Raw genomic sequence first — 25,944 nt, forward strand, 5'->3', positions numbered from 1 at the left:
CGTTTCGCGCAAACGTTTCGATGAAGGGAGGTGACGTGGCGACCATCGTCGATGTGGCGCTGCTCGCCGGGGTGTCCACCTCGACGGTCTCCCATGTCGTGAACGGCACCCGGCCGGTGGCCGACCGGACCCGCAGGCGGGTGCTGAAGGCGATCGAGCAGACCGGGTACCGCCAGGACACGCTCGCCCGGTCGCTGCGCCGCGCCCGCACCGACTCCATCGGACTCGTCGTCTCCGACGCCGGCCAGCCCACGTTCGCGGACATGGTCCGGGGCGTCGAGCACGAGGCTGCCCAGGCGGGATACACACTGCTCCTCGCGCACTCGGGCGAGGATCCGGCCCAGGAGACCCGATCGGTCCAGGCACTGGCGGCCCGCCGGGTGGACGGCCTCATCGTCGCCCCGGCCGCACGGTCGACGGGCGGAGAGACCGAGGCGGTGCGCCGCGGCGGGACGCCCGTGGTGATCCTCGACCGGATCGGCGAACCCGGGACCGGCGACCAGGTCGGCGTGGACAACACCACGCCGATGCGCGAACTCGTGGAACATCTGCTCGGGCACGGCCACCGCCGCATCGCCCTTGCCGCCGGAGATCTCGCGGTCTCCACCATGGGCGAGCGCCACCGCGGCTACGCGCAGGCGCTGCGGGCAGCGGGCATCGAAGCGGATCCCGAACTGGTGATCACCGGGTCGGGACTGGCCGCGGAGACCCGTGCCCTGGCCCTGCGCATGCTCAGCGGCGAGCGGAGACCGGAAGCGGTCGCCTGTGCCAGCACGGAGACAGCCGTCGGCGTCATGGAGGCCGCCGCGGAGATCGGCCTGCGCATCCCGAGGGACCTCAAGCTCGCGGTCTTCGACGGCTTCCCGCAGTCCGGCCTCTTCGAGCCCCGCATCACCACTGTCGTCCAGCCGGCGTTCGACGTGGGAGCCACCGCCATGGCCCTGCTGCTGCGACGGGTGAACGGCGACACCAGCGACGCGGGCGAGACCATCCGCCTCACGCCGCGCGTCATCTACCGCACTTCGTGCGGCTGCACTGCGTAACTCCTCAGCGGGCGGTGGCGGAGGCCAGTCCCCACCTTCCCAACGATCCGACATCAGCGACTGACATCACCGAAAGGCATTTCCCCATGTCTGCTCCTCTTGGCGACCTGACCCGCCGGAAGGCGGCGCGCAGCGCCCGTACGTCGAGCTGGGACCAGCGCGGCCGCAACCAGGACTACTGGACGACCCCCGCGCACTCCAGCCGCGTCCTCGCCGACCTCCAGGGTCCGGGCCAGATCACACACATCTGGATGACGCAGTTCTGCCGGAAGACGCTCGGCCCCGGTCTGATCGACCCGCTGGAGGCGGACACCGTCGCACCGGTCATGGAGATCCACAACGCGCTTGGCGTCAACTGGGAGGAGCCGGACCCCGACTACTACCGCAAGGTCCTGATCCGCATCACCTGGGACGACGAGGACGAGCCGGCTGTCCTCGTGCCGCTCGGAGACTTCTTCGGCGTGGGCCACTGCATGCCCAACAGCTACCAGTCCGCGCTCTTCACCGTCTCGGCCAAGCCCGAGGAGTCACTGATCTTCGGCGGCAGCGCGGCGCTGAACTGCTGGGCGCCGATGCCGTTCAACAGGCGGGCCCGCATCGAGCTGGTCAACGAGAACGACCTGCCGATCCAGCAGTACTTCTACATCGACTACGAACTGTTCCCCGAGGAACTGCCCGAGGACACCCTCTACTTCCACGCCCGCTGGAACCGCAACAACCCGTGCAACGGCTGGGCCCCGGACATCCAGACCAACAGCCCCGAAGTCAACATCGTCGACGTCACCGGCGAGGACAACTACGTCATCCTCGACACCGAGGGAACAGGCCACTACGTCGGCTGCAACCTCTCCGTCCACCACCGGCAGGGCAGTTGGTGGGGGGAGGGCAACGACATGATCTGGATCGACGACGACTTCCTGCCCGACGGCTCCACCGTCTGGCCGCCCTCCCTGCACGGCACCGGCACCGAGGACTACTTCAACCACGCCTGGGGGATGCAGAAGAACGCCTACCTCTACCACGGAGCGATCCTCCACGAGGCCGACGTCCCCGGCTACTCCGTCAACTACCGCTTCCACGTGACCGATCCCATCCGCTTCGAGGAACGCATCAAGGTCTCCATCGAGCACGGCCACGGAAACCACCTGAGCGACGACTGGGCCTCGACCGCCTACTGGTACCAGACCCTCCCCTCGCCCACGGCATCCATACCGCCCCTCGAACAGCGCCTGCCGGTACGGCCCGCCGGCCGGCCGATGCCCGCCCCGGCGCCCCGCGCCGGCGCCGTCGCCGAGGAGATCGCCCAGATGCGCGAGCGTTACCGGGCCCGGTTCGAACGGCACATGGAGAACCTCGCCGAGCGCACCCGCCTGCGCGGGGAGCGTTCGCTGCAGGAGTCCGAGGCCAACACCAAGCAGGCCGCGGACGTACGCCACCGCTACGACGAGCGCACCCGTGGCTGAGCCCGTGGACGCCGTCGAACGGCCCCCTGCCGTGTCCGGCCCGCCGGGGGACCCGCATTTTCCGGTGCTGCACCTGCGCCCGCCGCACAACTGGCTGAACGACCCCAACGGGCTGGTCTTCCACGACGGCCACTACCACGTCTTCTTCCAGTACAACCCAAAAAGCGCCCGCCACGCCGACATGCACTGGGGGCACTTCCGCAGCACCGACCTGATCGAGTGGGAACTCCTGCCCATCGCCCTGGCCCCCACCCCCGGTGGCGAGGACACCGAAGGAGTGTGGTCCGGCAACGCCGTCGACGCGGACGGCGAGCTGGTCGCCTTCTACTCCGCCAAACACCCCGACCGCTGGTACCAGCCGGTCGCCCGGGCGGTGTCCCGGGACGGCGGTCTGAGCTTCACCAAGGACGACCGGCTGCTCGTTCCCCGACCGCCCGCGGGAACGACCATGTTCCGCGACCCGTACGTGTGGCGCGACGGCGACGGCTGGCGCATGCTCGTCGGGGCCGCCCTGGAGGACGGTCGCGGCGCGGCCGTGCAGTACTCCTCCACCGACCTGATCGCGTGGGAGGACCGGGGCGTCTTCCTGGCACGCGCGCCCCAGCCGCTGCCCGGAGGCGGCAACACCGAGGAGGGCTGGGAGTGCGCCCAGTACGCGTACCTCTCCGACGGCCGCGGTGTGGTGCTGGTCAGTGCCTGGGACCCCGGCGAAGGGGCGCTGTGCACGGCGGCCTGGCCCGGACACGAGGAGAGCGGGGCGTTCGTCGCCGGCTCTCCCCACCGTCTCGACCACGGACCGGACTTCTACGCACCCGCTGTGCTGCCCGCCCCCGACGGCCGCTGGCTGATGTGGGCCTGGATCTGGGAGGCGCGAGACGAGGAACGCGTCGGCGCCCCCAGCGAATGGACCGACGAGGTGGGATGGGCCGGGATGCTGTCCCTGCCGCGTGAGCTGAGCCTCGGCGACGACGGGGAAATTGTGCAGCGTCCCGCCCGGGAGGTCGACCGGCTGCGCCGGGACCGCCGTCTCGACGCGATCGGTGAGGCGCGCGCCGACCGGCCCGCCGACCTGGGTGGGATCGGCCCCGCCTGCGACATCACCGCTCGCCTCGACACCGGGGGAGGACTGCGGCTGATCACCGACGCGGCCGGCGGCGAGTACCTGGACGTCGTCCGCGACCCGGCAACGGGAGAAGTGGTCGTCGACCGGTCCCACGCCTCGCTGGACCCGCGGGCCAAGGGCGGCAGTTGGCGGCTGCCCGCCCGGCCGGGGCCGGTGGACATCCGCGTCGTACTCGACCACTCCGTCGCCGAGGTGTTCACCGCCGACGGCCATGCGCTCAGCCTCCGCTTCTACCCCGTCGGCGGCGCCCCGTGGCGCCTGCGGGCGACGGCGACGGGCCCGGATCCGGCTCATTACGCCGTCGAGGCCTGGGACCTCGCCGGCGTGCGGATCCACGACAAACAGCCGGAGCACGACACGCCGGACGGCGACAGGCGGCCGGAAACGGAGCGGGCGTCATGACCGCCGTCGTCATCGGCGAGTCGCTGGTCGATCTCGTGTGGCGCAGCGGAGGCACAACCATCGCCCCCATCCCCGGCGGCAGCCCCGCCAATGTCGCGGTCGGCCTGCACCGTCTGGAGCGTCCCGTCCGCCTCACCTCCTGCTGGGGCGACGATCCGCCCGGCACACTGGTGCGCGACTACCTGTACGCCACCGGTGTGCCCATCGACCGTACGGAATCCGCCTCGGGCCGCACCACCGTGGCCCTGGCCTACGTCGACGACGCCACCGGTGCCGCCACGTACGACTTCCTGGCCAACTGGGATCCGCTGCTGCCGGAGTTGCCGTCCGACGCCACGCTCCTCCACACCGGTTCCCTGGCCATCGTGGTGGAGCCCGGTGCCGACCGCGTCGTGCGGGCCTGTCGCGCGATCCGGTTGCGGCCCGGCGGAGCAGTCGCCGTGGATCTGAACGTCCGTCCCGGTGTCCAGCCGGACCGGGCCGCCTACCGGCGTGCGGTCGAGCGGATCGTGGCGACCGCCGATGTGGTCAAGGCGAGCGACGAGGATCTGGTCTGGCTGTATCCGGACCGGCAGCCGGTCGACGCCGCCCGCGACCTGCTCGGCATGGGCCCCCGCCTGGTGGTGACCACGATCGGCGCCGACGGCGCCCGTGGTCTCCTCGCCGGCGCCGAGGTCACGGTGGCGGCGCCACCGGTGAAGGTCGTCGACACCATCGGCGCGGGCGACGCCTTCCAGGCGGCGCTGCTCGCGGGGCTGCTCCGGCCCCGCGAGGACGGCACCCACCTGGTGCACCTGCCCGAGGACCGTCACGCCCTGGAGCAGCTGCTGCGCCAGGCCGTGACCGCCGGCGCGCTCGCCTGCGAACAGGCCGGCGCCCAGCCGCCCACCCGGGCACAGCTGGACGCCGCTCTCGGCGTCGCTCCGTAGCGCCGCCGGCTGCGGACCTCCCGTACGGCGGGCAGTCCTCGACGGACGGCCCGCCGTACGGGGTGAGCCGCCCCTTGGGGACATGCGGCGGACCGGGCCACGACGCCGGCCCCGGTCCGCCGCACCTCCCTCGCCTTCCCCACCACGTGACCGGGAGACGCATGCCCATGTCTGTACCCTCCTTCGCCCTCGGTGACGACCTGCTCGGCCGGGCCGCCAGGCGCCGCCGGGCCCGCTCGGCGCGTGTGGCCAGCTGGGACCACACCGGCCTGAACGAGGACGCGTTCGTCGTCATGCCGGGCGAGACGGCGGTCCTGGCCGACCTCGAAGGTCCCGGGGCCATCACCCACCTCTGGTTCGTCCAGGGCTGCCGGCTCGTTCTCGGTCCCGGCCTGTTCGACGCCCGGCAGGCCGGCACCGCGATGGTCGAGTTCAACAACGCCCTCGGCTACAACTGGGAGGTCAACGACCCCGACTACTACCGCAAGGTCGTCATTCGCATGTACTGGGACGACCAGGAGCACCCGAGCGTCGTCGCACCGCTCGGCGACTTCTTCTGCGTCGGCAACTCCCTGCCGGCGACCTTCCAGTCGTTGCCCTTCACCGTCTCCGTCAAGGAGGACTCCGAGCGCAGGTTCGGCGGTCCGGCGGCCTTCAACTGCTTCCTGCCCATGCCGTTCAACTCCCGGGCGCGTATCGAGGTCGAGAATCAGGGAGACGCGGCGTACATGCAGTACTTCTACGTCGACTACGAGCTCTACGCCGAGGACCTGCCCGAGGACACCCTCTACTTCCACGCCCAGTGGCGCCGCGACGACCCGTGCGACGGCTGGGGCCCGGACCTCCAGGTCAACAGCCTGGAGACGCAGGTCCCCAACCTGGACGGCGAGGACAACTACGTCATCCTTCAGACCGAAGGCGCCGGCAACTACATCGGCTGCAACCACACCGTCACCCACTTCACGGGGACGTGGTGGGGCGAGGGCGACGACATGATCTGGATCGACGACGACTTCCTCGCCGACGGCAGCACCCGCTGGCCGCCCAGCATGCACGGCACGGGAGGGGAGGACTACTTCAGCCACGGCTGGGGAATGCAGAAGATCAACTACCCCTTCCACGGCACGATCGTCCACGAGGACGACGTCCCCGGCTACCAGATCAGCTACCGCTGGCACCTGGCCGACCCCGTCCGCTTCGAGGAGCGCATCAAGGTCACCATGGAGCACGGCCACGCCAACCATCTGTCGGACGACTGGGCCTCGACCGCGTACTGGTACCAGACCCTCCCCGGCCCCCGCTTCGACGTCCCACCGGTGGCGCTGCGTCTCCCGCGCCGCCCGGGCACCCCGTCGACGAAGGACCTCCCGCCCCCCGACCGCGGCCGTCTCGACGCGCTGCGCAACGCGATGTACGAACAACGCGACGCCCGGATGGCCGACTTCGCGGCGCAGCGCCGGGAATGGCTGGAGCGCCGCGCGGAGGAGTCGCGGCAGCGGTCGGCGGCCAACGCGGAGTACGCACGCGAGGTACGGCGCCGGTTCCTCAGCCGAGCGGGTTCAGGAATGTGAGCACGGACTCCTTCTCCTCGATCAACGGCTGGAGCTCCTTGTTGAACGGCGGGCCGTAGGGTGCTGCCAGATGGGCCCGGAAAGCGGCCTCGTCCTCGTACACCTCGAAGATCCAGTACGCCCGGGGATCGGACTCCTTGGTGTACACCTCGAACGCCAGGTTCCCGGGCTCTTCACGCACGCGAACGGCGTACTCCTTGACCAGTTCGGCGACGCGTTCCTCGCTGCCGGGGCGCACGGTGAACTCGGCCAGCAGAGTCTTCTTCATGTCCAGGTTCCTGTCTCTCGCCGGTGACACCGGGATGGCGGACATGCGGGGCGGGGGTGTCGGAACCGGCACCCCCGCCCCGCACCGTCAACGTACCCGCAGGGGCGGTCGGTCGTCCGCTGCTCTCCAACTCCAGCGCCCCCGCCGCGGTCGGGGATTTCCAGGGGGCCTGGCCGGATAGCCTGGGCCAATGCTCTCCGAAGTCACAGCGACCCGCTACGTCACGCCCTTGCGTGAGGGCGGTTCGCTTCCCGGGATCGTCGAGGCCGACGATCTCGGTACCTACGTCATGAAGTTCACGGGCGCGGGGCAGGGCCGCAAGACCCTGGTCGCCGAGGTCGTCTGCGGGCAGCTCGGGCGGCGCCTGGGGCTGCGGGTGCCCGACCTCGTCGGCATCCAGCTCGACCCCGTCATCGGACTCTCCGAGCCCGACCAGGAGGTGCAGGAGCTGCTCAAGGCCAGCGGCGGCCTCAACCTCGGCATGGACTTCCTGCCCGGATCGCTCGGCTTCGACCCGCTCGCCTACGAGGTGGACGCGCGGGAGGCGGGCAGGATCGTCTGGTTCGACGCCCTGATCAACAACGTCGACCGCTCCTGGCGCAACCCCAACATGCTCGTCTGGCACGGGGACCTGTGGCTCATCGACCACGGCGCCACCATGATCTGGCACCACAACTGGCCTGGCGCCGCCGCATCCGCCGCCAAGCCGTACGACGCCTCCGACCACGCGCTGGCCCGCTTCGGCCCCGACATCGCCGCGGCCGCCGCCGAGCTCGCGCCCCGCGTCACCGAGCAGCTGCTGACCGAGGTGGCGGCCGACGTGCCCGACGAGTGGCTGGTCGACGAGCCCGGCTTCGACTCCACGGACGCCCTGCGCCGCGCCTATGTCGAGGCGCTGCTGCCGCGCGCGGCGAGCATCCACGAGCGCATCACGCTGGGGGCCCCCGCCGCGCCCAGGCAGCCGCAGCCGCCCGGCTGGCTGACCGAGCACCTGCCGCAGTGGCCGCACCCGACCAGGAAGAGCAAGGACGGCGACCGGTGAGCGAGCGGGACGTGTTCGAGTACGCGCTGCTGCGCGTGGTGCCCCGGGTCGAGCGCGGGGAGTGCTTCAACGCGGGTGTCGTCGTGTACTGCCGGGCGAGGTCCTTCGTGGCGGCCCGCACCCATTTGGACCTGGCCAAGCTCAAGGCTCTCGACCCCGACGCCGACGTCACCGGCGTGCGCGCCGCGCTGCACGCCGTCGAGGGCGTCTGCCGGGGCGGCGCGGACGCGGGACAGGCGGGGGGCGACGACGCCGGGCGGCGCTTCCGCTGGCTGATCGCGCCCCGGTCCACCGTCGTCCAGCCGGGCCCCGTGCACACCGGTCTGACGCTCGACCCCGAGGCGGAGGTGGAGCGGCTGCTGGACCTGCTGGTGCGCTGAGAACCCGTCCGAGCCGGTGTGATGTCCGACGCCCGGCCCTGGTGCCGTTGACACCGGGTGCCAGGGCTTCTAGCGTCCTTCCTGCCGAGGTACTAAGCGGTCGCTCAGCGTGTGAGCCGGAAGCGGCCGCGGGACCCGGCTCAGGCATTGACGGGCTTCAAGGGCGAGGAGAACCAGAATGTCCACCACCGAGCAGCGCGTGGCTGTCGTGACCGGAGCCGCGCGCGGCATTGGCGCCGCCACTGCCGTCAGGCTGGCGGCCGAGGGCCGTGCCGTGGCCGTACTCGACCTCGACGAGGCCGCGTGCAAGGACACCGTCGAGAAGATCACCGCGGCCGGCGGCAAGGCCGTCGCCGTCGGCTGCGACGTCTCCGACGCCGCACAGGTGGAGGCCGCCGTCGCCCGCGTCGCCGAGGAGCTCGGTGCGCCCACGATCCTGGTCAACAACGCCGGCGTGCTCCGCGACAACCTGCTGTTCAAGATGAGCGAGTCCGACTGGGACACGGTGATGAACGTGCACCTCAAGGGCGCGTTCCTGATGGCCAAGGCGTGCCAGAAGCACATGGTGGACGCCGGCTTCGGCCGTATCGTCTCGCTCTCGTCGTCCTCCGCCCTGGGCAACCGGGGCCAGGCCAACTACTCCGCCGTCAAGGCCGGTCTGCAGGGCTTCACCAAGACCCTTGCCAAGGAGCTCGGCAAGTTCGGCATCACCGCCAACGCCGTCGCGCCGGGCTTCATCGTCACCGAGATGACCGCCCAGACCGCGGCCCGCGTCGGCATGGGCTTCGAGGAGTTCCAGGCCGCGGCGGCGAGCCAGATCCCCGTCCAGCGGGTCGGCCGCCCCGAGGACATCGCGAACGCCATCGCCTTCTTCACGGGCGACGACGCCGGCTTCGTCTCCGGCCAGGTCATGTACGTGGCCGGCGGCCCGCTCAACTGACACGGGGTACGAGGGACATGGCAGAGGTACACGGAGCAGGGGAGCGGCAGGTGCTGGACAGCGGAAAGGTCGCACTGGTCACCGGTGCGAGCCGGGGCATCGGATACGGCATCGCCGAGGCGCTCGTCGCCCGCGGCGACCGGGTCTGCATCACCGGGCGCGGTGAGGAGGCGCTCAAGGAGGCCGTCGAGCGGCTCGGCGCCGACCGGGTCATCGCGGTGGCGGGCAAGGCCCACGACGAGGCGCACCAGGCGGCCGCGGTCGAGCGCACCATGGAGGCGTTCGGCCGGGTGGACTTCCTGGTGAACAACGCGGGCACGAATCCGGTCTTCGGCCCCATCGCCGATCTCGATCTGAACGTGGCGCGCAAGGTCTACGAGACCAATGTGATCTCGGCGCTCGGCTTCGCCCAGCAGACCTGGAAGGCCTGGCAGAAGGAGAACGGCGGTGCGATCGTGAACATCGCCTCCATCGCCGGCGTCTCCGCGTCCCCGTTCATCGGCGCCTACGGCATGAGCAAGGCGGCCATGGTCAACCTGACCCTCCAGCTGGCGCACGAGTTCGCGCCGGCCGTGCGGGTCAACGCGATCGCCCCCGCGGTGATCAAGACCAAGTTCGCCGAGGCGCTGTACGAGGGCCGCGAGGCCGAGGCGGCCGCCGCGTACCCCATGGGCAGGCTCGGGGTGCCCGAGGACATCGGCGGCGCGGCCGCGTTCCTCACCTCCGATCAGGCGGGGTGGATCACGGGACAGACACTGGTCGTGGACGGCGGTATGTTCCTCAACGCAGGCGTCCACTGACGCCCGCCGGACCAGCCTGAGCGGTTTTGTACCGCAATGATCCAAGTGCCCCGCCGGACCACCAGGTTGCCCCGGCGGGGCGCTGCGGTATGGTCTGCCGACCCATGGCTGAACGAGGAGCGTGCACGTGTTCTACCGGACCTGTCTGCAGGCCGCTGCAGCCCTAGCGTCCATATCTCTGCTGGCGGGATGCGGCCTTTTCTCCGACGAGGACTCCGGCGGCGAGCGGAGGATAGCGGTCGGCACGACGAGTGAGCCCAGCACGCTCGACCCGGCAGCGGCCTGGGACGGCTCGTGGGAGCTCTACCGGAACGTCTTCCAGACCCTGGTCAGCTTCCCGACGGGCTCCACGACCCCGCAGCCGGACGCGGCTGAGAGCTGCCGCTTCGCCGACGCCGCCAACAAGGTCTTCGAGTGCAAGCTCCGCACCGGTCTGACCTTCACCAACGGCGAGAAGCTGGACGCGGCGGCGGTCAAGCACTCGATCGACCGGATCAGGACGATCGACGCACAGGGCGGCCCCGCCGGACTGCTCGGGTCCCTCGACCGGATCGAGGTGTCGGACGACCGCACGGTGACCTTCCGGCTCAAGACGTCGGACGCCACCTTCCCGTTCATCCTCGCCACCCCGGCGATGTCGCTCGTCCCGCCCTCGGAGTACCCCGCCGACAAGCTCCGTGAGGACGGGGAGCTGACCGGTTCCGGCCCGTACGCCATGGACTCCTACGCCAAGGGCGAGCACGCCGAGCTGAGCCGGTTCAGCAAGTACAAGGGCTTCGCCAAGATCCAGAACGACGCCGTCACGATCCGGTACTACCAGGACTCGGACGTGATGATGCAGGCCCTCAAGGACCGGAAGATCGACGCGATCAACCGTGGTCTGACCGCCGAGGAGGTCGTCGAACTCCAGGAGAAGAAGCCGGAGAACGCCCACCTCCAGCTCGTCGAGACCGTCGGCGCCGACATCCGCTACCTGGTCTTCAACCCGAAGGACCCCTACGCGGGCAAGCTCGCCGTACGCCGGGCGATCGCCCAGGTCATCGACCGCGGCGCGCTGGTCGAGAAGGTCTACCGCGGCACGGCCGAGCCGCTGTACTCGATGGTCCCCAAGGGCATCGCCGGCCACACCACCAAGTTCTTCGACCGCTTCGGCGAGCCCAATGAGACCAAGGCCAGGGAGATCCTGGAGGACGCCGGTATCACCGAGCCGGTGCCGCTGACCTTCTGGTACACCACGGACCGCTACGGCTCCTCCACCGCGGCCGAGTTCGCCGAGATCAAGCGGCAGCTCGACGAGACCGGCCTGTTCAAGATCACGGTCCAGGGCAAGCCCTGGACGGAGTTCCAGGCGGGGTACCAGGCCGGCGAGTACCCGGTCTTCGGCCGAGGCTGGTTCCCCGACTTCCCGGACCCCGACAACTTCATCGCTCCCTTCGTCGGCCCGAAGAACGTGCTCGGCACCCCGTACGACAGCCCCGAGATCACCGAGCAGCTGCTGCCCAGGTCCCGGCGCGAGAGCGACCGCGGGGCGGTCACCCCCCAGTTCGAGCAGGCCCAGGAGATCCTCGTCCAGGACGTGCGGCTGCTGCCCCTGTGGCAGGGCAAGCTGTACGTGGCGGCGAACGAGGAGATCGGCGGCGGCGAGCGGGCGCTCGACCCGCAGACCGTCATGCAGATGTGGGAGCTGTACCGCAAGAAGAGCTGGTGAGCGGATTGTCAGTGGCGGCAGGTAGGTTCTGGGTTCTCGGCTCCGAGACATCGGAACCGCCTGTCGTTTACCGGAGGTTGTTGACGTGACCGACACCGACATGCTGCCCGAGACCGCCTGTCGTTTACCGGAGGTTGTTGACGTGACCGACACCGACATGCTGCCCGAGTCCTGGCGCGGCGTCCTCGGCGAAGAGCTCCAGAAGCCGTACTTCAGGGAGCTCACCGAGTTCGTCGAGAAGGAGCGGGCCAACGGTCCGGTGTACCCGCCGCGCGACGAGGTGTTCGCCGCGCTCGAGGCCACGCCGTACGAGCGGGTCAAGGTGCTCGTCCTCGGCCAGGACCCGTACCACGGCGAGGGCCAGGGTCACGGCCTGTGCTTCTCGGTCCGCCCCGGTGTGAAGACCCCGCCCTCCCTGCGGAACATCTACAAGGAGATGCAGGCCGAGCTCGGCCACCCCGTCCCGGACAACGGCTACCTGATGCCCTGGGCCGAGCAGGGCGTCCTCCTGCTCAACGCGGTGCTGACCGTCCGTGCCGGCGAGCCGAACTCCCACAAGGGCAAGGGCTGGGAGAAGGTCACCGACGCCGTGATCCGCGCCGTCGCCTCGCGGCCGGACCCGGCGGTCTTCGTCCTGTGGGGCGCCTACGCCCAGAAGAAGCTGCCGCTGATCGACGAGACGCGTCACGTGGTCGTCAAGGGCGCGCACCCCTCGCCCCTGTCGGCGAAGAAGTTCTTCGGATCCAGGCCCTTCACACAGATCAACGAGGCGATCGCGGCACAGGGCCACGACCCGATCGACTGGCGGATCCCCGACCTCGGCTGACCGTTCACACTCCGGGCTGACGGGCTCGGGCGATGCGCCCGAGCCTGTGCCGGTTTGCCCGGGGCGGCGGCTAGCGTCGGTACGTCGTAAGCGGGCCAGCGAGCCGTTCGGACGTGGGAGAGCACCGTGGTGGACCAGCAGGAGACGTCAGGGGACGCCGTCATGACCCGGATCGGGCAGGCGGTCATGCTGCTCCACGGCGGCGACCGCGAGGAGGCGCGCCTGCGGTTCGCCTCGATCTGGGCGGAGATCGCGGACGCCGGCGACGCCCTGCACCGGTGCACCCTGGCCCACTACATGGCCGACGCCCAGGACGACCCGGACGACGAACTGGCCTGGGACCTGCGCGCCCTGGCCGCGGCGGAGGGACTGAGCGAGGAGCGGACGGCCCGGCACGAGCAGTCGCTCGCCGTGCGGGCCTTCTGCCCCTCGCTGCACCTGAATCTCGCCGCCGACTACATCAAACTGCGTCAACCCGAGGCCGCACGGGTCCACCTGGACCGGGCGCGCGCGGCGACGGATGCCCTGGCGGACGACGGGTACGGAAACGGGGTACGGGCCGCGATCGCCCGCCTGGAGCGCACCCTGGACGCGGACTGAGGATCAATTCCCGTAGGCCTCACGGCACATGCGGGCCTCGCGGCTGTCGGCGCCCCACCCGCCGTAGCTCTGGCCCAGATCGCAGACCGCGCCCCGGTCCAGGGGGACCTCGGGCAGCGGCGGCAGCTTCGGCCGGGGCACGGCAGGAGCCTTTGGTGGGCGGCTGTGCGGAGGGGGCGGCGGGGCCTGCCGGGGCGGCGCGGGCGTGACGGACTTCTCGCGGTGGTGGACCGGGGGTGACGTCGCTGCCCGGGGGCGCTTCGGCAGGGCGGCCTCCAGGGCGTCGCGGGCGGGTCCCTGCACGATCTGCGGCTCCACCACCTGGTCCGGCCGTCCGGCCGGGGGAGCGGTCGGTGCGGGAGCGGGCCGCGCCTCCACGGAGACGCAGCCGGTCACGGCACACGCCGCCACCCCGACCAGGACCCTTGCTGTGATCGATGTTCGCTGCACCCGCGCAACTCTGCTGTGCCGAAGGGCGGTTGCCGGGTATTACAGGCCGTAAATGGCCCGCACGGGTGAAGCGGCTTTCAGCCGGACTGCCGGGAGTGGCTCATTCGCCGGTGGCGCCGTCGATCCGCTCGCGCAGCAGGTCGGCATGGCCGTTGTGCCGGGCGTACTCCTCGATCATGTGCGTGATGACCCAGCGCAGGTTGTAGCTGCGCTCCCTGGACGTGCTGCCCGCGCTCAGGTCGTCGAGCCCCAGCCCCGCTGCCGCCTCGCGGGCGGCGGCCACCTCGGCACGCCAGTCGGCGAGCGTCCGGTCCCAGGTGACCTCCTCGGTGACACGGAAGTCCCCGTCCGGGTCCTCTTCGCTGTAGTAGAGGGCGCCGATGTCCTCGCCGGCCATGACCTGGCGGAACCACCAGCGCTCGACGTCCGCGAGGTGGCGCACGAGGCCCATCAGGGTCAGCGACGACGGCTCGGCCGATGCCGTCCGCAGCTGCTCGTCGCTCAGACCGGCGCACTTGGAGATCAGGGTTTCGCGGTGGTAGTCCAACCAGCCCTCCAGCATGTCGCGTTCGGCTGCGGTGGTGGACGGTTCGGTGCGCTCGACTGTGGTCATGGCGGCCATCCTCCGGCAGGAGGGGGCTTCGCGGCCAGGGGTTATGCCCCATCCGCCTCTGGGGCGCTCACTCGCCGGGAGGCGCCCGGGCCGAGCATGCCGCACAGCAGCTCGTCGAAACCGGTGCGCAGTTCCTCCTCGCCGGGCACCGCCCGGTGGTAGGAGCCGACGGCGCAGGAGAACATCAGGCCCTCGCACCAGGCGACCAGGGACAGCGCGTGCCGCTCGGGGGCGGGGGAGCCCGCGGCGGCCATCATCGCGTTCAGCGGTTCCCGGAAACGTGCGCCGGTGTTGTCGTAGAAAGCCCGCAGCTCCGGGCGGCGGACCGCCTCCAGGGCCAGCTCGTAACGGGCGACCAGCAGCTCCCGGTGGCGGGTGAGGTAGCGGTGGAGGGTACGTGCCAGCCCGTCGAGCAGCGCTTCTCGGCCGTCGCCGGGGCCGGGCAGCTCCTCCAGGGCCAGGACGGCCGCCTCACGTTCGGCCAGGCGGCGCACCGCTGTCTCCAGCAGGGCCTGCCGGGTGCGGGCGAGGTTGGACGTGGAGCCCTGGGGAAGTCCCGCCGCCTCGTCGACCGCACGGTGCGTCAGCCCGCGCATGCCGCGCTCGAACAGCAGGGCCAGCGCGGTGTCGCCGATGATCCCGGCGCGCGAGCCGGCGGCCGGTGCGGGTGCTCCGGGGGAGGCGGCTCGGGCGCCGGTGCCGAAGGCCCGGGGCGTGTGCGGGGTGGTGCGTGCGGCCATGGCGTCAACCTACCGCGTCCACTACATCCGTAGTACGGTATGTCTGTCACTACAGGTGTAGTCACCGTGCCGAGGAGCAGCCATGCCCCAAGCCCGTGCAACCGCCCGAGCCGTCGTCGTCGGCAGCGGCATCGGCGGACTCACCGCCGCCGTCGCCCTCAGCCGCCTGGGCTGGCAGGTCACCGTCCTGGAGCGGGCCGCGTCCCTGGAGCCGGTCGGCGCCGGCATCGGACTCGCCCCCAACTCCCAGCGCGCCCTCGACGTCATCGGCCTCGGCGACGAGATCCGCGACCTCGCCGCCTGGCAGGGCGCCGGCGGCATGCGCAACCCCGCAGGCCGCTGGCTCGCCCGTACCGACGCGGCCGCCGCGGCCGAGCGGTTCGGCGGCCCCCTCGTCCTCGTCCACCGCGCCACGCTCGTCGACCGCCTCGCACGCCGCCTGCCCGACGGGGCCGTACGCACCGGATGCCCCGGCGAACTGGCCGATCCCGGAGTCGCCGGCGGCCGCCGCGCACGCGTCACCACGCCCGACGGCGAGATCAAGGCGGACCTCGTGATCGGGGCCGACGGCATTCGCTCCTCCCTGCGCCGGGGCCTGTTCCCCCGCCACCCCGGCCCGGTGTACTCGGGGTTCACCACCTGGCGCCTGGTCGTCCCCGCGCTCGACGCCCCCTTCGCACCCCACGAGACCTGGGGTCCCGGCTCCCTGTGGGGCACCCAGCCCCTCAAGGACGGCCGGATCTACGCGTACGCCGCCGCCACCGCGCCCGCCGGGGCCGCCGCGGGTGACCAGAAGGCCGAACTGCTGCGCCGCTTCGGCCGGTGGCACGACCCGATCCCGGCCGTCATCGCCGCCGCCGACTCCGCCCAGGTGCTGCGCAACGACGTGCACCACATCCTCGAACCGCTGCCCGCCTTCCACCGCGGCCGCACCGCCCTCCTCGGCGACGCCGCCCACGCCATGGCCCCCACCCTCGGCCAGGGCGGCAACCAGGCCATCGAGGACGCGATCGTCCTCGCCCACCACGCCCCGCCCACCGGCGACCTCGGCACCGGCCTCGCCTCCTACAGCGCCGAGCGGCTGCCCCGCACCATGGCCGTCGTCCGCAAGTCCGCCCGCGTCGCCCGGCTCATGGCGCTGTCCGGCACGCCGGCCGTCGCCGTCCGGGAGACCCTGATGTCCGCGGTCTCCCGCTTCGGCCCCGGCCTCGTGCTGCGCACCTTCGACACCATCGCCGACTGGCGCCCGCCGCAGCGCACGTATGCTGCCGGAGCACGAGACGTGCACGAGGAACAGCCGGCGCGCCGCTGACGCCGGCACGGCATCGAGGGAGACCGCTGTGAAGGTCGGCTGCATCGGGCTCGGTGACATCGCGCAGAAGGCGTATCTGCCGGTCCTCACCACCCTGCCCGGCGTCGAACTGCACCTGCAGACCCGCACGCCGGCCACGCTGACCCGCGTCGCCGACACCCACCACATCCCCGCCCGGCGCCGCCACACCCGGCTCGACACGCTCCTCGCCGAGGGCATCGACGCCGCCTTCGTCCACGCGCCCACCTCGGCACACGCCGAGATCGTCACACAGCTGCTCGAAGCGGGCGTGGCCACCTACGTCGACAAGCCGCTCGCATACGAACTCGCCGAGTCCGAGCGGCTCGTCGCCCTCGCCGAGGAAAGCGGCACCGGCCTCGCCGTCGGCTTCAACCGCAGGTTCGCGCCCGGCTACGCGCAGTGCCTGGAGCACCCGCGCGAACTGATCCTCATGCAGAAGAACCGCATCGGACTCCCCGAGGACCCGCGCACCCTCGTGCTCGACGACTTCATCCATGTCGTGGACACCCTGCGGTTCCTGGCACCCGGGCCCGTCCAGCACACCGATGTGCGGGCCAGGATCGTCGACGGACTCATGCACCACGTCGTCCTGCAGCTGTCCGGCGACGGCTTCACCGCCATCGGCGTGATGAACCGGATGAGCGGCTCCACGGAGGAGATCCTGGAGGTCTCCGGACAGGACTCCAAGCGCGAGGTCCGCAACCTGGCCGAGATCGTGGACCACAAGGGACAGCCCAGCATCAGGCGCCGCGGCGACTGGGTGCCGGTCGCCCGTCAGCGCGGCATCGAACAGGCCGTGCACGCCTTTCTGGACGCCGTCCGCGCGGGGAAGCACCTCAGCGCACAGGACGCGCTGCGGACCCACGAGCTGTGCGAACGGGTCGTACTGAGGGCCCTGGAGCAGGCCGCCGGATAGCCCGCGAGCCCTCGGCCGCCGCCAGCACCGCCAGCACCGCGAGCGCCGCGTACACCGCCCAGTCGCCGAACCGGACGTACAGCGTCGCGCCCGTCGCCCGTGGCGTCTCGTACACCGCCGCGCCGCTGGTCTCCGTGGAGAGCGGGCCGTCGACCGTCTGCCCGTGCGCATCGAAGACGGCGCTCACACCGGTCAGCGTCGCGTGCACCATCGGGCGGCCGGTCTCGGCCGCTCGCAGCGCCGCCAGCGACGCGTGCTGCTCCGGCGCCCAGCTCTCCTGGAACGTCGACGTGGCGGACTGGGCCACCAGCACCTGGGCGCCGTCCCGCACCAGGCGCCTGCTCATGTCCGGGAACGCCGACTCGAAGCAGACCAGCGGGCCGACGCGCAGGCCGGGGCCCTGCCCTGCGGGCAGGGTCATCACGACCGGGACGGTCCCGCGGATCCTGTCCTCGCCCGCCGCCTTGCCGACCGAGGTCACCCAGCCCAGCACGGACCGGGCCGGGACGTACTCGCCGAACGGCACCAGGCGCATCTTGTCGTAGCGGTCGCCGGTCAAACCGGTGGGCCCGACGAGCACGGAGCTCTTGTAGATGCCGGCGGGGCCGGACGCGGTCTCACTGCGCGCGTCCACGTTCACGAGTACGGGCGCGCCGACGTCCCTGGACAGGGAGGCGAGGCGGTCCGCGAGATCCGGTCGCGCACGCAGGTCGGCGCCCACGCTGCTCTCGCCCCACACGACCAGGTCCAGCGCCTTCTCCCGGCGCGCAAGGTCACGCGTCAGCTCCTCGCCCCGGTCGAACCGGCGCTGCACGCTCTCCGCGCCCGCAACGACGCCCGGCTGGACCACGGCGATCCGCATCGGTGCCGACTCGCGGGGCTGCGGCGTCCACGCCCAGGCGGATCCGGCGGCCGTCGCGCACACGACGACGCCCGCGACGGCGGGCGCACGGGCCCGCTCGACGGCCACGAGCAGGGCGACGGCGGTGTTCACCGCGAGGACCAGGAGGCTCACCAGCCATACGCCGCCGACCGAGGCGAGCCGCAGGGCGGGCGGCACGTCCCACTGGCTGGCCCCCAGCAGGCCCCACGGCCCGCCGAGACCCTCCCAGGACCGGACCAGCTCGATCATGAGCCAGCCCGAGGGGACCACCGCGAGGGAGGCGGCGGCCCGCGCCGCGGAGGGGCTGCCGCCGGTCATGAACCGCACGAGCAGACCCCACGGCGCCCACAGGAGCCCCAGCAGCGCGGCGAGGACGAGCAGGAAGACGTGCAGGCTGGGAAGCAGCCAGTGGTGCACCGCGATCATGAACCCGATGCCGCCGAGCCACCCCTCCAGGAGGGCGCGGCGGCCGGTCGGCGCGCTGCGCAGGAGCAGCAGCCACGGGACCAGGGCCACGTAGGCGAACCACCACAGCGAGGGCTCGGGCAGGGCGAGGGCGGGCAGAGCTCCGGCGGCGACGGCGGCGGCCGCGCGCCACAAGCGCCCGCCACGCCGGCTGCCCCACTGCTGCGCTGCCCGGCCGCCCGGAATCCGCATACCGCGCCTCCTCACGACCAGTGTGGGCCACACGGACCGGGGACGACAGGGCGCGGTGCCCGCCCGCGGCGGGGTGATCCCCCGCCCCGTCCTTCCGAAAACCGGGGCGCTGCCCCGACCCGCCGGTCCGTATCCCGGGTCGCTGCCTCGACCCGCCGGTCCGCATCCCGCGGGCGCTGCCCGACCCGCCCGTCCGTCACCGGCGTCCGCCCGGATCCTCGCTACGGCCCGGCGGCCGTGGGTCGTGCTCCCAGCCCCCGCAGTCCGGGCTCCGCCGCTGCCCGCCCCCTCGGGCTCCCATCCCCGTGCCCGCCGCGGGTGGCGGACCCGCGCCTCCTCACCCGCCGACCGGTTCTTGTCCCTGACGCACCCGTTGAGGCTTCGCCCCGAGGCCCGCGCCTCGAAAGCCGGTGAGGCCGCGATGCGGCCGTCTGGGGACCCGGGCCCAGGGCCGGCCGGATACGGGCCAAACGGTCCGCCGGGGGGCAGGGCAGAGGGGCGGGGCGCGGAGGCCAGGGGGGCGTGACGCGGACACGGGACGGGGCGGCGCACGGGCGAACCCGCGCCTCAGTCCGCGGCCCGCACACCGCCCGCGCGTCGCCACCTCTCCTCCGTCACCACCGTGCGCAGGCGCCAGCCCACCTCCCCGCGCGCCAGGGTGAAGCGGTAGCGGCCGCCCGAGACGAAGTCCCGGCCGGAGGCCGGGATCATCGGGCTGATGTAGTCGGCCCGGACCTCGGCGCTGTCACCCGGGTATCCGCCGAGGTCCTGGAGGCCGACGCGGCGGTTGACGATGAGGTGCTGGCGGACCGGGAACAGCCGCATGGCCTCCGCCAGCCAGCCGGCGACCTCCTCCGCCGTTCCCTCGATGCCGCCGGACCCCCGGTAGTCGGCGCGCCCGTCGTCGGTGAACAGGGCCCGGTAGGCGGTCCAGTCGCCGTCGTCCACGGCGACGGCGTAGCCGGTGATCAGTTCGTCGATGGCAAGGCGGTCCATCACGGTCGCGAGATCCACGCGCTGCGTCATCGGCTCAGTGTCGGGCAGCGCCGGGCAGGGCGCCAGAGCTGTGCGGCGCGCGTCGTCGCCGGGGGACGCCGGACGCGACACCCCACGGCACGCTCGCCGTCGACGAAACGCTAGCGCCGCTTCACCGCGCGAAGGACGACGAACTTCGGGTCGCTCGCGACGACCTCGCAGTTCCCGAACAGCCGTCGCAGCCGCACGTGGTAGCCCAGATGACGGTTGCCGACGACCCACAGTTCACCGCCGGGCCGCAGCACGCGCCGCGCGTCCGCGAACATCCGGCGTGCGGCAGTGTCCGTCGTCGCCCGGTGGGAGTGGAACGGCGGGTTGTTCAGCACGAGGTCCGCCGAGCCGTCGCCCAGGGCCGACAGACCGTCACCGACGACGAACTCGCCCTTGCCCGCAGGCACGTTGGCCCGGAACGTGGCCTCCGCCGAGGCGACCGCCGAGAACGACTCGTCCGCGAACGTCACCCGCGCGTCCGGGGCGGCGAGCGCCGCCGCCGTACCGACGACGCCGTTGCCGCAGCCCAGGTCCACGACGTGCTCGGCACCGTGCCCGGTCGGCAGATGGCGCAGGAAGAACCGGGTGCCGATGTCGAGGCGCTCCGCGCAGAAGATGCCCGCGTGGTTGGTGACGGTGCGGCCCGCGAGGGCGCCCGTGTCGGCCGGCAGGTCGTACCGCAGCGGCCACGGGCTCGGCACCCGCGGCAGGTCCGGGTCGGGCGTGCAGAAGATCAGCCGGGCCTTCTTGGCCGCGAGGGAGGTCCGTGTCGGCCCGACGATCCGCTCGAAGAGCTTCAGCGTGGAGGTGTGGATCTCGCTCACCATGCCGGTGCCGACGACGACCGTGTCCGCGTGGACGGCGGGCGACAGCCGGTGCAGTTGGTCCTCCAGGAGCGCGAGGCTCTTGGGCACGCGCACCAGCAGCACGTCGACGCGCTCCGGCGGGGTGTCCCTGGCCGACAGCAGCCGTACCGCGCCCGAGTCGATCCCGGCCCGCGCCAGGTTGGCCAGGGTCGCCTGCTGTCCGAGGTACGAGTCGGTGATCTGCACCACCGGGTGGTGGCCCGCGAGCGAGGTGACCAGCGCGCCCCAGCGGTCGCCGACGACGGCCACGGTGCCGGTCAGCGGTACGGGGGCGGCGTCGTCGATGCCGTGCAGATGCCGCAGCAGGTACTCGTCGGCCGCGTCCCAGGCACGGAGTGTGTCGCGGGGGTCCTCGGGAAAGCGGGCGAGTTCGAACGCGCCCCATGACGTGGTCAAACGGTTCATCGTGCCCTCAGGCTAGCCGAGCGCGGGGTACCCGCCGGTCTCAGGCCGCGTAGCCCTCGTGGGCCGCGCCCCCGCGCCACTCGACGAGATGCGGGTCGTCGAGGACCATGTCCGCGTCGTCGAGCCCCGCCCTGCGCAGGAACTCCACGAGGTCCTTGTCGCTGCGCGCGAGCCCCACGGTCTCGCCGCGCACGGTGACACTCCGCCCGCCGCCGGGCGAGGGCGGGTGCACGACGATGGGTGCCTGCCAGGCCATGACTCCAGGGTGCGCCGGGCGGGCCGGGCGCGCAGCCCGGCGTCAGGCCGCCGGGCGCACGTCCTCGCGTGCCGCGGCGGCCCACTCCACGACGAGTGCCTCGTACTCCGGCCGCCGGTCGTCGGGAAGCTCCCCGTCGGCCCACAGGTCACGGATACGGGCGTTCAGCTCGGTGGCGGTCAGGGCGGCTACGGACTCGGTGCGAATGGGGGACATGGCATCAGATTACGGCCTCGCAACGGTCACCGTCCCCCACCGCAGAGTGACCGTCAGTCCCCCGACTCACCCGCGTGCGGGCTCAGCACATCCGTTCCGACCAGGATGAACAGCACAATCCCGAGCAGGATCCGGTAGATCACGAAGGGCATGAAGCTCTTCGTAGTGATGAATTTCATGAACCAGGCGATCACCGCGTAGCCCACGCCGAACGCGATGAACGTCGCGAAGATCGTCGGTCCCCAGGAGACATGTCCCTCACCGGCGTCCTTCAGCTCGAACAGGCCGGACGCCAGCACCGCGGGGATCGCGAGCAGAAACGAGTACCGGGCCGCCGCCTCGCGGGTGTAGCCCATCAGCAGACCGCCGCTGATGGTCGCGCCGGAGCGTGAGACGCCCGGGATCAGGGCCATCGCCTGGCACACGCCGTAGATCAGACCGTCGCGGACGCTCAGCTGCTCCAGCGTCTTGCGCTCCCGGATCGCCCGGTGCCGGCCGCCGATCTCGTCGCGGGCGGCCAGCCGGTCGGCGACGCCGAGGACGATGCCCATGACGATCAGCGTCGTCGCGATCAGTCGCAGATCACGGAACGGGCCCTCGATCTGTTCCTTGAGGGTGACGCCGAGCACGCCGATCGGGATGGAGCCGACGATGACGAGCCAGCCCATCTGGGCGTCGTGGTCACGGCGCATCGCCTTGTCGGTGAGCGAACGGAACCAGGCGGTCACGATCCGTGCGATGTCCTTGCGGAAGTAGATCAGCACGGCCGTCTCCGTGCCGATCTGCGTGATCGCGGTGAACGCCGCCCCCGGGTCGTGCCAGCCGGCGAACGCGGCCGTGAGCCGCAGATGCGCGCTGGAGGAGATCGGCAGGAACTCCGTCAGCCCCTGGACGAGTCCCAGGATGAATGATTCGAACCAAGACATTGAAAGCTACGCCACCCAAGAGATGATCACGGTCCGGCCGGCACACGCACGGGCCGGCGCTGAGGTATCGGTTGCCGGCCGGGACACCGGCCGGCTCATGGGCAGGCGTGTTCAATCGTCGTCATGCGGACCCTTTGCTGACTTGACTGACGGACTGTCAGGCGCCCATGGGACTGACGGCCCGTGAGACACGCGGATGTGCGTACGTCTCGGGCCGGCGCCGATCGTGAGGCAGCGTAGCGCCCCGAAACGACGGCACTTCGCGCAGGCCCCGTCCTTCTCCCGGCCGCTCCCTGTCCCGCGGCTCTCCCGGTCACGGCGAATCCGGTCGCGTGGGCCGCAGCCGGTGCCGCTTGGTCCAGGCGACGACCGCCGCCGCCACGCCCGTCACCACGATGAAGCCGGCCGCGATCAGGAAAGCGGGCGAGGTCGGTGACCCCGCCCGGCTGCCCGCGACCACGTACGCCGCCGTGTTGGGGATCGACCCGAGACCTGTGGCGAGGAGGAACGGCAGGTAGCCCATGCGCGAGACCGCCGCACAGTAGTTGGCCGCGGCGAACGGCACGCCGGGGAACAGCCGGATCGCCAGCATCGACCGGAAGCCGTGCCGGCTGAGCTGCCCGTCGGCCGCCTTCAGCCAGCGTCCGCGCACCAGCGGCCGCAGCGCGTCCTGCCCCAGTACCCGGCCGAGCGTGAACGAGATGCCCGCGCCCAGCACCGTGCCGCCGATCGCCGCGACGAGGCCGGCCTGCGAACCGAAGAGGGCGCCCGCCGCCAGATTGAGGATCGGCCGTGGCACGAACGCCGCCGTGCACACCCCGTACCCCACACCGAACAGCACCACCGCCGCGGGCCCGCTCAGCTGCGGCGGCCACCCCGCCGAGAGCAGCCGCTGCGGCTCGTAGAGCAGCACCACCGAGGCGGCGGACGCGAGCAGGACCAGGAGCAGCGACAGCCGCGACCACGGCGAGAACAGGGCCCTGGTGCAGCGGACGGCGAGACCGGATGCCGGCCGGGGGACGGGGTCGAGCATCCGGGGAGACTAACCGACGAACATGTCCGAACGCCGTAGCGCGGCACACATCGTCCTCGCGACCGCCGCCGCGCCGACCGGCCGGGCGCGGCGGCGGACGGGTCGTGCGACCGGGCCGACTGCCGCCCGGGGAAAACCGTTCGACGCGGCGGGCACCGTGCACGATCATCGACGACATGGTCCGGCACGCCTTCCCCGCAGCGCCGTCCGCAGTCGCGGACGCGCCGAAGGCTGCCGCATTCCCGGCCGCCGCAGCCGCGGCCGACGTCGCCGTGGCTCCCGGCGGCGCCCGAAGCTGACCCTTCCCGGATCGTCCGGCGGACCCCGCAGGGGGAGGGTCGGCGAGGTCCAGGGGTCCTGATCACGCTTCGAGTTCCGGGAAGGAACGAACCCAGCCATGCCCAAGACGGCATACGTGCGCACCAAGCCGCACCTCAACATCGGGACCATGGGCCACGTCGACCACGGCAAGACCACCCTGACCGCCGCCATCACCAAGGTGCTGAGCGAGCGCTCCGGCGGCGGCACGTCGTACGTCTCCTTCGACCGCATCGACCGGGCGCCGGAGGAGGCCGCGCGCGGCATCACGATCAACATCGCGCACGTCGAGTACGAGACGGACACCCGGCACTACGCCCACGTCGACATGCCGGGCCACGCCGACTACGTCAAGAACATGGTCACCGGAGCGGCCCAGCTCGACGGCGCCATCCTCGTCGTCTCGGCCCTCGACGGCGTCATGCCGCAGACCGCCGAGCACGTGCTGCTCGCCCGCCAGGTGGGTGTCGACCACATCGTCGTCGCGCTCAACAAGGCGGACGCGGGCGACGACGAGCTCACCGACCTGGTGGAGCTGGAGGTCCGTGACCTCCTCACCGCCCACGGCTACGGCGGCGACGCGGCGCCCGTCGTCCGCGTGTCCGGACTCCGGGCGCTGCAGGGCGACCCGCGCTGGACGGCCGCTGTCGAGGCGCTGCTCGACGCGGTCGACACCTATGTACCGATGCCGGTCAGGTACACGGACGCGCCGTTCCTGCTGCCGGTGGAGAACGTCCTCACCATCACGGGACGCGGCACGGTCGTCACGGGAGCCGTCGAGCGCGGCACCGTACGCATGGGGGACCGGGTGCAGATCCTCGGCGCGACCGCGTCAGGCAAAGAGGGCGACACGGTCGTGACGGGGCTGGAGACCTTCGGCAAGCCGATGGAGTCGGCGGAGGCCGGCGACAACGTCGCGCTGCTTCTGCGCGGGGTGCCGCGCGACGCGGTGCGCCGCGGCCATGTGGTGGCGGCCCCGGGCAGTGTCGTGCCCAGCCGCCGCTTCACCGCGCAGGTCTACGTCCTGTCGGCGCGCGAGGGCGGTCGCAGCACGCCGGTGTCCACCGGCTACCGGCCGCAGTTCTACCTCCGCACCGCGGACGTCGTCGGGGACGTCGACCTCGGCGCGGCCGGGATCGCCCGTCCCGGGGAGACGGTGACCATGACCGTCGAACTGGGCCGGGACGTGCCCCTGGAGCCCGGCCTCGGCTTCGCGATCCGCGAGGGCGGACGCACGGTCGGCGCCGGGACGGTGACCGCGGTCCTGTGACCGCCGGCCGGGGTGGCCCTCGACAGGAGGCCGCCCCGGCCCGCCCGGCACAATGGAGCGGTGAACGAGCAGATCCCCGTCCTGCGCGACGTCGACGGCGGCACCGCCAAGCTCTTGCCCGACGTCGACCGGGACCGGGCCTGGCTGCTGACCCTCGACGACGCGCCCCAGTCGTACGTCGACCTGGACGAGCCGGCGCATCTCGAGTTCGAGTACGCGCGCCGGCTCGCCCATGTCGTCGACCGTGCGACGGAAGGCGCCGCGACGCCTTCCGTCGTGCACCTCGGCGGCGGCGCGCTCGCCCTGCCGCGCCGGATCGCGGCGGTCCGTCCGGACGCCCGCCAGCACGTGGTGGAGGCCGACCGGGGTCTTGTCGCGCTCGTCGCCGAGCACCTGCCCCTGCCGCCCGGAAGCGGGATCACCGTCCACGCCGCGGACGCGCGGGCCTGGCTGGAGGAGGCGCCTGGGGGGAGCGCCGACGTGGTGATCGGCGACGTGTTCGGCGGCTCGCGCGTCCCCGCGCACCTGACGTCCCTGGAGTACGCCGGCGCGGTGGAACGGGTGCTGCGCGCGGACGGCACGTACGCGGCGAACCTGGCGGACGGTGCGCCCTTCGCCTTCCTGCGCTCCCAACTCGCCACCTTCGCGGAGGTGTTCAGGGAACTGGCGCTGATCGCCGAACCGGCCGTGCTGCGGGGCCGCCGCTTCGGCAACGCGGTCCTCGTCGCCTCCCACGAGCCGATCGACGTCGCCCGCCTCACCCGTCTGGTCGCGGCCGACGCCTTCCCGGCCCGCGTCGAGTACGGCGAGGCCCTTGCGCGTTTCACCGGGGACGCCCGCCCGGTCCACGACACGGACGCGGTCGCCTCGCCCGCGCCGCCCGACGGCGCGTTCAGCGTGGGCTGACCCCGTTCCCTGCCGCGGCCCGCGGCGGCCCGGCC

General features: G+C 72.0%; 27 protein-coding genes. 16 read left to right on the forward strand and 11 right to left on the reverse strand.

From position 1 onward, the window contains the following. Positions 1-35: 35 nt before the first annotated feature. From AB0K02_RS26305 to AB0K02_RS26325, 5 genes are all read left to right on the forward strand, one after another. A complete protein-coding gene (locus AB0K02_RS26305; protein WP_365994987.1) occupies positions 36-1,043 on the forward strand; it encodes a LacI family DNA-binding transcriptional regulator in 1,008 nt (335 codons plus the stop codon). Between the two features lie 86 nt (positions 1,044-1,129). Continuing rightward, on the forward strand, positions 1,130-2,506 hold the full coding sequence (locus AB0K02_RS26310) for a glycoside hydrolase family 172 protein (protein ID WP_365994988.1): 1,377 nt from the start codon (positions 1,130-1,132) through the stop codon (positions 2,504-2,506). Further along, the gene (locus AB0K02_RS26315) at positions 2,499-4,031 is read left to right on the forward strand and encodes a glycoside hydrolase family 32 protein (protein WP_365994989.1); all 1,533 of its coding nucleotides are present in this window, start codon (positions 2,499-2,501) and stop codon (positions 4,029-4,031) included. Before AB0K02_RS26310 ends, AB0K02_RS26315 begins: the two co-directional genes overlap by 8 nt. Beyond that, positions 4,028-4,960, forward strand: a complete 933-nt coding sequence (locus tag AB0K02_RS26320; RefSeq protein ID WP_365994990.1) for a carbohydrate kinase — start codon at positions 4,028-4,030, stop codon at positions 4,958-4,960. The genes AB0K02_RS26315 and AB0K02_RS26320 overlap by 4 nt, the downstream gene beginning before the upstream one ends. Before the next feature lie 167 nt (positions 4,961-5,127). Then, positions 5,128-6,531 (forward strand): glycoside hydrolase family 172 protein, encoded by a 1,404-nt coding sequence (locus AB0K02_RS26325; protein WP_365994991.1) that lies wholly within the window; start codon positions 5,128-5,130, stop codon positions 6,529-6,531. On the opposite strand, the gene AB0K02_RS26330 is transcribed toward AB0K02_RS26325, so the two are convergent. Continuing rightward, the gene (locus AB0K02_RS26330) at positions 6,506-6,799 is read right to left on the reverse strand and encodes an antibiotic biosynthesis monooxygenase family protein (protein WP_365994992.1); all 294 of its coding nucleotides are present in this window, start codon (positions 6,797-6,799) and stop codon (positions 6,506-6,508) included. The genes AB0K02_RS26325 and AB0K02_RS26330 overlap by 26 nt on opposite strands. Positions 6,800-6,989: 190 nt before the next feature. On the opposite strand from AB0K02_RS26330, the gene AB0K02_RS26335 reads away from it, so the two are divergent. The 7 genes from AB0K02_RS26335 (at position 6,990) to AB0K02_RS26365 (ending at position 13,095) form a co-directional block, all read left to right on the forward strand. Beyond that, positions 6,990-7,841: a HipA family kinase gene (locus AB0K02_RS26335; RefSeq protein ID WP_365994993.1), complete on the forward strand. Its 852-nt coding sequence runs from the start codon at positions 6,990-6,992 to the stop codon at positions 7,839-7,841. Next, complete coding sequence (locus AB0K02_RS26340) at positions 7,838-8,221, forward strand: DUF3037 domain-containing protein (RefSeq protein WP_365994994.1); 384 nt, start codon at positions 7,838-7,840, stop codon at positions 8,219-8,221. The genes AB0K02_RS26335 and AB0K02_RS26340 overlap by 4 nt, the downstream gene beginning before the upstream one ends. Before the next feature lie 178 nt (positions 8,222-8,399). After that, positions 8,400-9,161, forward strand: a complete 762-nt coding sequence (gene fabG / locus AB0K02_RS26345) for a 3-oxoacyl-ACP reductase FabG (protein ID WP_365994995.1) — start codon at positions 8,400-8,402, stop codon at positions 9,159-9,161. Between the two features lie 17 nt (positions 9,162-9,178). Then, entirely contained in the window at positions 9,179-9,961 is a 783-nt protein-coding gene (locus tag AB0K02_RS26350) for an SDR family oxidoreductase (protein ID WP_365994996.1), read from the forward strand. 127 nt (positions 9,962-10,088) lie between these two features. Beyond that, positions 10,089-11,669 (forward strand): ABC transporter substrate-binding protein, encoded by a 1,581-nt coding sequence (locus tag AB0K02_RS26355; protein WP_365994997.1) that lies wholly within the window; start codon positions 10,089-10,091, stop codon positions 11,667-11,669. A 142-nt stretch (positions 11,670-11,811) separates the two neighbouring features. Next, positions 11,812-12,495 carry a uracil-DNA glycosylase gene (locus AB0K02_RS26360; protein ID WP_365995035.1) on the forward strand — a complete coding sequence of 228 codons (684 nt, stop codon included), beginning with the start codon at positions 11,812-11,814 and terminating at the stop codon, positions 12,493-12,495. Between the two features lie 126 nt (positions 12,496-12,621). Next, positions 12,622-13,095: a hypothetical protein gene (locus tag AB0K02_RS26365; RefSeq protein ID WP_365994998.1), complete on the forward strand. Its 474-nt coding sequence runs from the start codon at positions 12,622-12,624 to the stop codon at positions 13,093-13,095. A gap of 3 nt (positions 13,096-13,098) precedes the next feature. Here the strand turns inward: AB0K02_RS26365 and AB0K02_RS26370 are convergent, their stop codons facing one another. From AB0K02_RS26370 to AB0K02_RS26380, 3 genes are all read right to left on the reverse strand, one after another. Beyond that, a complete protein-coding gene (locus AB0K02_RS26370; RefSeq protein WP_365994999.1) occupies positions 13,099-13,545 on the reverse strand; it encodes a hypothetical protein in 447 nt (148 codons plus the stop codon). 100 nt (positions 13,546-13,645) lie between these two features. Then, on the reverse strand, positions 13,646-14,158 hold the full coding sequence (locus tag AB0K02_RS26375; RefSeq protein ID WP_365995000.1) for a DinB family protein: 513 nt from the start codon (positions 14,156-14,158) through the stop codon (positions 13,646-13,648). Positions 14,159-14,199: 41 nt separating this feature from the next. Next, positions 14,200-14,898: a TetR/AcrR family transcriptional regulator gene (locus AB0K02_RS26380; RefSeq protein WP_365995001.1), complete on the reverse strand. Its 699-nt coding sequence runs from the start codon at positions 14,896-14,898 to the stop codon at positions 14,200-14,202. 82 nt (positions 14,899-14,980) lie between these two features. Here AB0K02_RS26380 and AB0K02_RS26385 point away from each other — a divergent pair, with 82 nt between their 5' ends. Further along, positions 14,981-16,210 (forward strand): FAD-dependent monooxygenase, encoded by a 1,230-nt coding sequence (locus AB0K02_RS26385; RefSeq protein WP_365995002.1) that lies wholly within the window; start codon positions 14,981-14,983, stop codon positions 16,208-16,210. A 28-nt stretch (positions 16,211-16,238) separates the two neighbouring features. Then, positions 16,239-17,147: a Gfo/Idh/MocA family oxidoreductase gene (locus tag AB0K02_RS26390; protein ID WP_365995003.1), complete on the forward strand. Its 909-nt coding sequence runs from the start codon at positions 16,239-16,241 to the stop codon at positions 17,145-17,147. Here AB0K02_RS26390 and lnt read toward each other — a convergent pair. The 7 genes from lnt to AB0K02_RS26425 form a co-directional block, all read right to left on the reverse strand. Then, on the reverse strand, positions 17,068-18,687 hold the full coding sequence (gene lnt, locus AB0K02_RS26395) for an apolipoprotein N-acyltransferase (RefSeq protein WP_365995004.1): 1,620 nt from the start codon (positions 18,685-18,687) through the stop codon (positions 17,068-17,070). The two genes, AB0K02_RS26390 and lnt, sit on opposite strands and share 80 nt — an antisense overlap. A gap of 567 nt (positions 18,688-19,254) precedes the next feature. After that, entirely contained in the window at positions 19,255-19,713 is a 459-nt protein-coding gene (locus AB0K02_RS26400) for a nuclear transport factor 2 family protein (protein WP_365995005.1), read from the reverse strand. Between the two features lie 110 nt (positions 19,714-19,823). Then, positions 19,824-20,984, reverse strand: coding sequence for a methyltransferase (locus AB0K02_RS26405; protein ID WP_365995006.1), 1,161 nt, complete (start codon positions 20,982-20,984; stop codon positions 19,824-19,826). A gap of 40 nt (positions 20,985-21,024) precedes the next feature. After that, entirely contained in the window at positions 21,025-21,240 is a 216-nt protein-coding gene (locus AB0K02_RS26410) for a hypothetical protein (RefSeq protein WP_365995007.1), read from the reverse strand. Between the two features lie 42 nt (positions 21,241-21,282). Next, a complete protein-coding gene (locus AB0K02_RS26415; protein WP_365995008.1) occupies positions 21,283-21,456 on the reverse strand; it encodes a hypothetical protein in 174 nt (57 codons plus the stop codon). Between the two features lie 53 nt (positions 21,457-21,509). After that, positions 21,510-22,382, reverse strand: coding sequence for an undecaprenyl-diphosphate phosphatase (locus AB0K02_RS26420; RefSeq protein ID WP_365995009.1), 873 nt, complete (start codon positions 22,380-22,382; stop codon positions 21,510-21,512). A gap of 313 nt (positions 22,383-22,695) precedes the next feature. After that, positions 22,696-23,415: a TVP38/TMEM64 family protein gene (locus AB0K02_RS26425; RefSeq protein WP_365995010.1), complete on the reverse strand. Its 720-nt coding sequence runs from the start codon at positions 23,413-23,415 to the stop codon at positions 22,696-22,698. A 397-nt stretch (positions 23,416-23,812) separates the two neighbouring features. Between AB0K02_RS26425 and tuf the strand changes: the two genes are divergently transcribed. Both tuf and AB0K02_RS26435 read left to right on the forward strand, forming a co-directional pair. Beyond that, a complete protein-coding gene (gene tuf / locus AB0K02_RS26430) occupies positions 23,813-25,003 on the forward strand; it encodes an elongation factor Tu (RefSeq protein WP_365995011.1) in 1,191 nt (396 codons plus the stop codon). Positions 25,004-25,063: 60 nt separating this feature from the next. After that, positions 25,064-25,909 (forward strand): fused MFS/spermidine synthase, encoded by an 846-nt coding sequence (locus AB0K02_RS26435; protein ID WP_365995012.1) that lies wholly within the window; start codon positions 25,064-25,066, stop codon positions 25,907-25,909. Positions 25,910-25,944 lie beyond the last annotated feature (35 nt).

Source organism: Streptomyces sp. NPDC049597 (genome assembly GCF_040675505.1).
Lineage (GTDB): Bacteria > Actinomycetota > Actinomycetes > Streptomycetales > Streptomycetaceae > Streptomyces.

What these genes read in the sequence shown, in the direction of transcription:
- AB0K02_RS26310 (WP_365994988.1), top strand. Translation starts at nt 1,130, where the DNA reads ATGTCTGCTCCTCTTGGCGACCTGACCCGCCGGAAGGCGGCGCGCAGC.
- AB0K02_RS26320 (WP_365994990.1), top strand. Translation starts at nt 4,028, where the DNA reads ATGACCGCCGTCGTCATCGGCGAGTCGCTGGTCGATCTCGTGTGGCGC.
- AB0K02_RS26325 (WP_365994991.1), top strand. Translation starts at nt 5,128, where the DNA reads ATGTCTGTACCCTCCTTCGCCCTCGGTGACGACCTGCTCGGCCGGGCC.
- AB0K02_RS26330 (WP_365994992.1), bottom strand. Translation starts at nt 6,799, where the DNA reads ATGAAGAAGACTCTGCTGGCCGAGTTCACCGTGCGCCCCGGCAGCGAG.
- AB0K02_RS26335 (WP_365994993.1), top strand. Translation starts at nt 6,990, where the DNA reads ATGCTCTCCGAAGTCACAGCGACCCGCTACGTCACGCCCTTGCGTGAG.
- fabG (WP_365994995.1), top strand. Translation starts at nt 8,400, where the DNA reads ATGTCCACCACCGAGCAGCGCGTGGCTGTCGTGACCGGAGCCGCGCGC.
- AB0K02_RS26350 (WP_365994996.1), top strand. Translation starts at nt 9,179, where the DNA reads ATGGCAGAGGTACACGGAGCAGGGGAGCGGCAGGTGCTGGACAGCGGA.
- AB0K02_RS26375 (WP_365995000.1), bottom strand. Translation starts at nt 14,158, where the DNA reads ATGACCACAGTCGAGCGCACCGAACCGTCCACCACCGCAGCCGAACGC.
- AB0K02_RS26380 (WP_365995001.1), bottom strand. Translation starts at nt 14,898, where the DNA reads ATGGCCGCACGCACCACCCCGCACACGCCCCGGGCCTTCGGCACCGGC.
- AB0K02_RS26385 (WP_365995002.1), top strand. Translation starts at nt 14,981, where the DNA reads ATGCCCCAAGCCCGTGCAACCGCCCGAGCCGTCGTCGTCGGCAGCGGC.
- lnt (WP_365995004.1), bottom strand. Translation starts at nt 18,687, where the DNA reads ATGCGGATTCCGGGCGGCCGGGCAGCGCAGCAGTGGGGCAGCCGGCGT.
- AB0K02_RS26400 (WP_365995005.1), bottom strand. Translation starts at nt 19,713, where the DNA reads ATGACGCAGCGCGTGGATCTCGCGACCGTGATGGACCGCCTTGCCATC.
- AB0K02_RS26405 (WP_365995006.1), bottom strand. Translation starts at nt 20,984, where the DNA reads ATGAACCGTTTGACCACGTCATGGGGCGCGTTCGAACTCGCCCGCTTT.
- AB0K02_RS26410 (WP_365995007.1), bottom strand. Translation starts at nt 21,240, where the DNA reads ATGGCCTGGCAGGCACCCATCGTCGTGCACCCGCCCTCGCCCGGCGGC.
- AB0K02_RS26415 (WP_365995008.1), bottom strand. Translation starts at nt 21,456, where the DNA reads ATGTCCCCCATTCGCACCGAGTCCGTAGCCGCCCTGACCGCCACCGAG.
- AB0K02_RS26420 (WP_365995009.1), bottom strand. Translation starts at nt 22,382, where the DNA reads ATGTCTTGGTTCGAATCATTCATCCTGGGACTCGTCCAGGGGCTGACG.
- AB0K02_RS26425 (WP_365995010.1), bottom strand. Translation starts at nt 23,415, where the DNA reads ATGCTCGACCCCGTCCCCCGGCCGGCATCCGGTCTCGCCGTCCGCTGC.
- tuf (WP_365995011.1), top strand. Translation starts at nt 23,813, where the DNA reads ATGCCCAAGACGGCATACGTGCGCACCAAGCCGCACCTCAACATCGGG.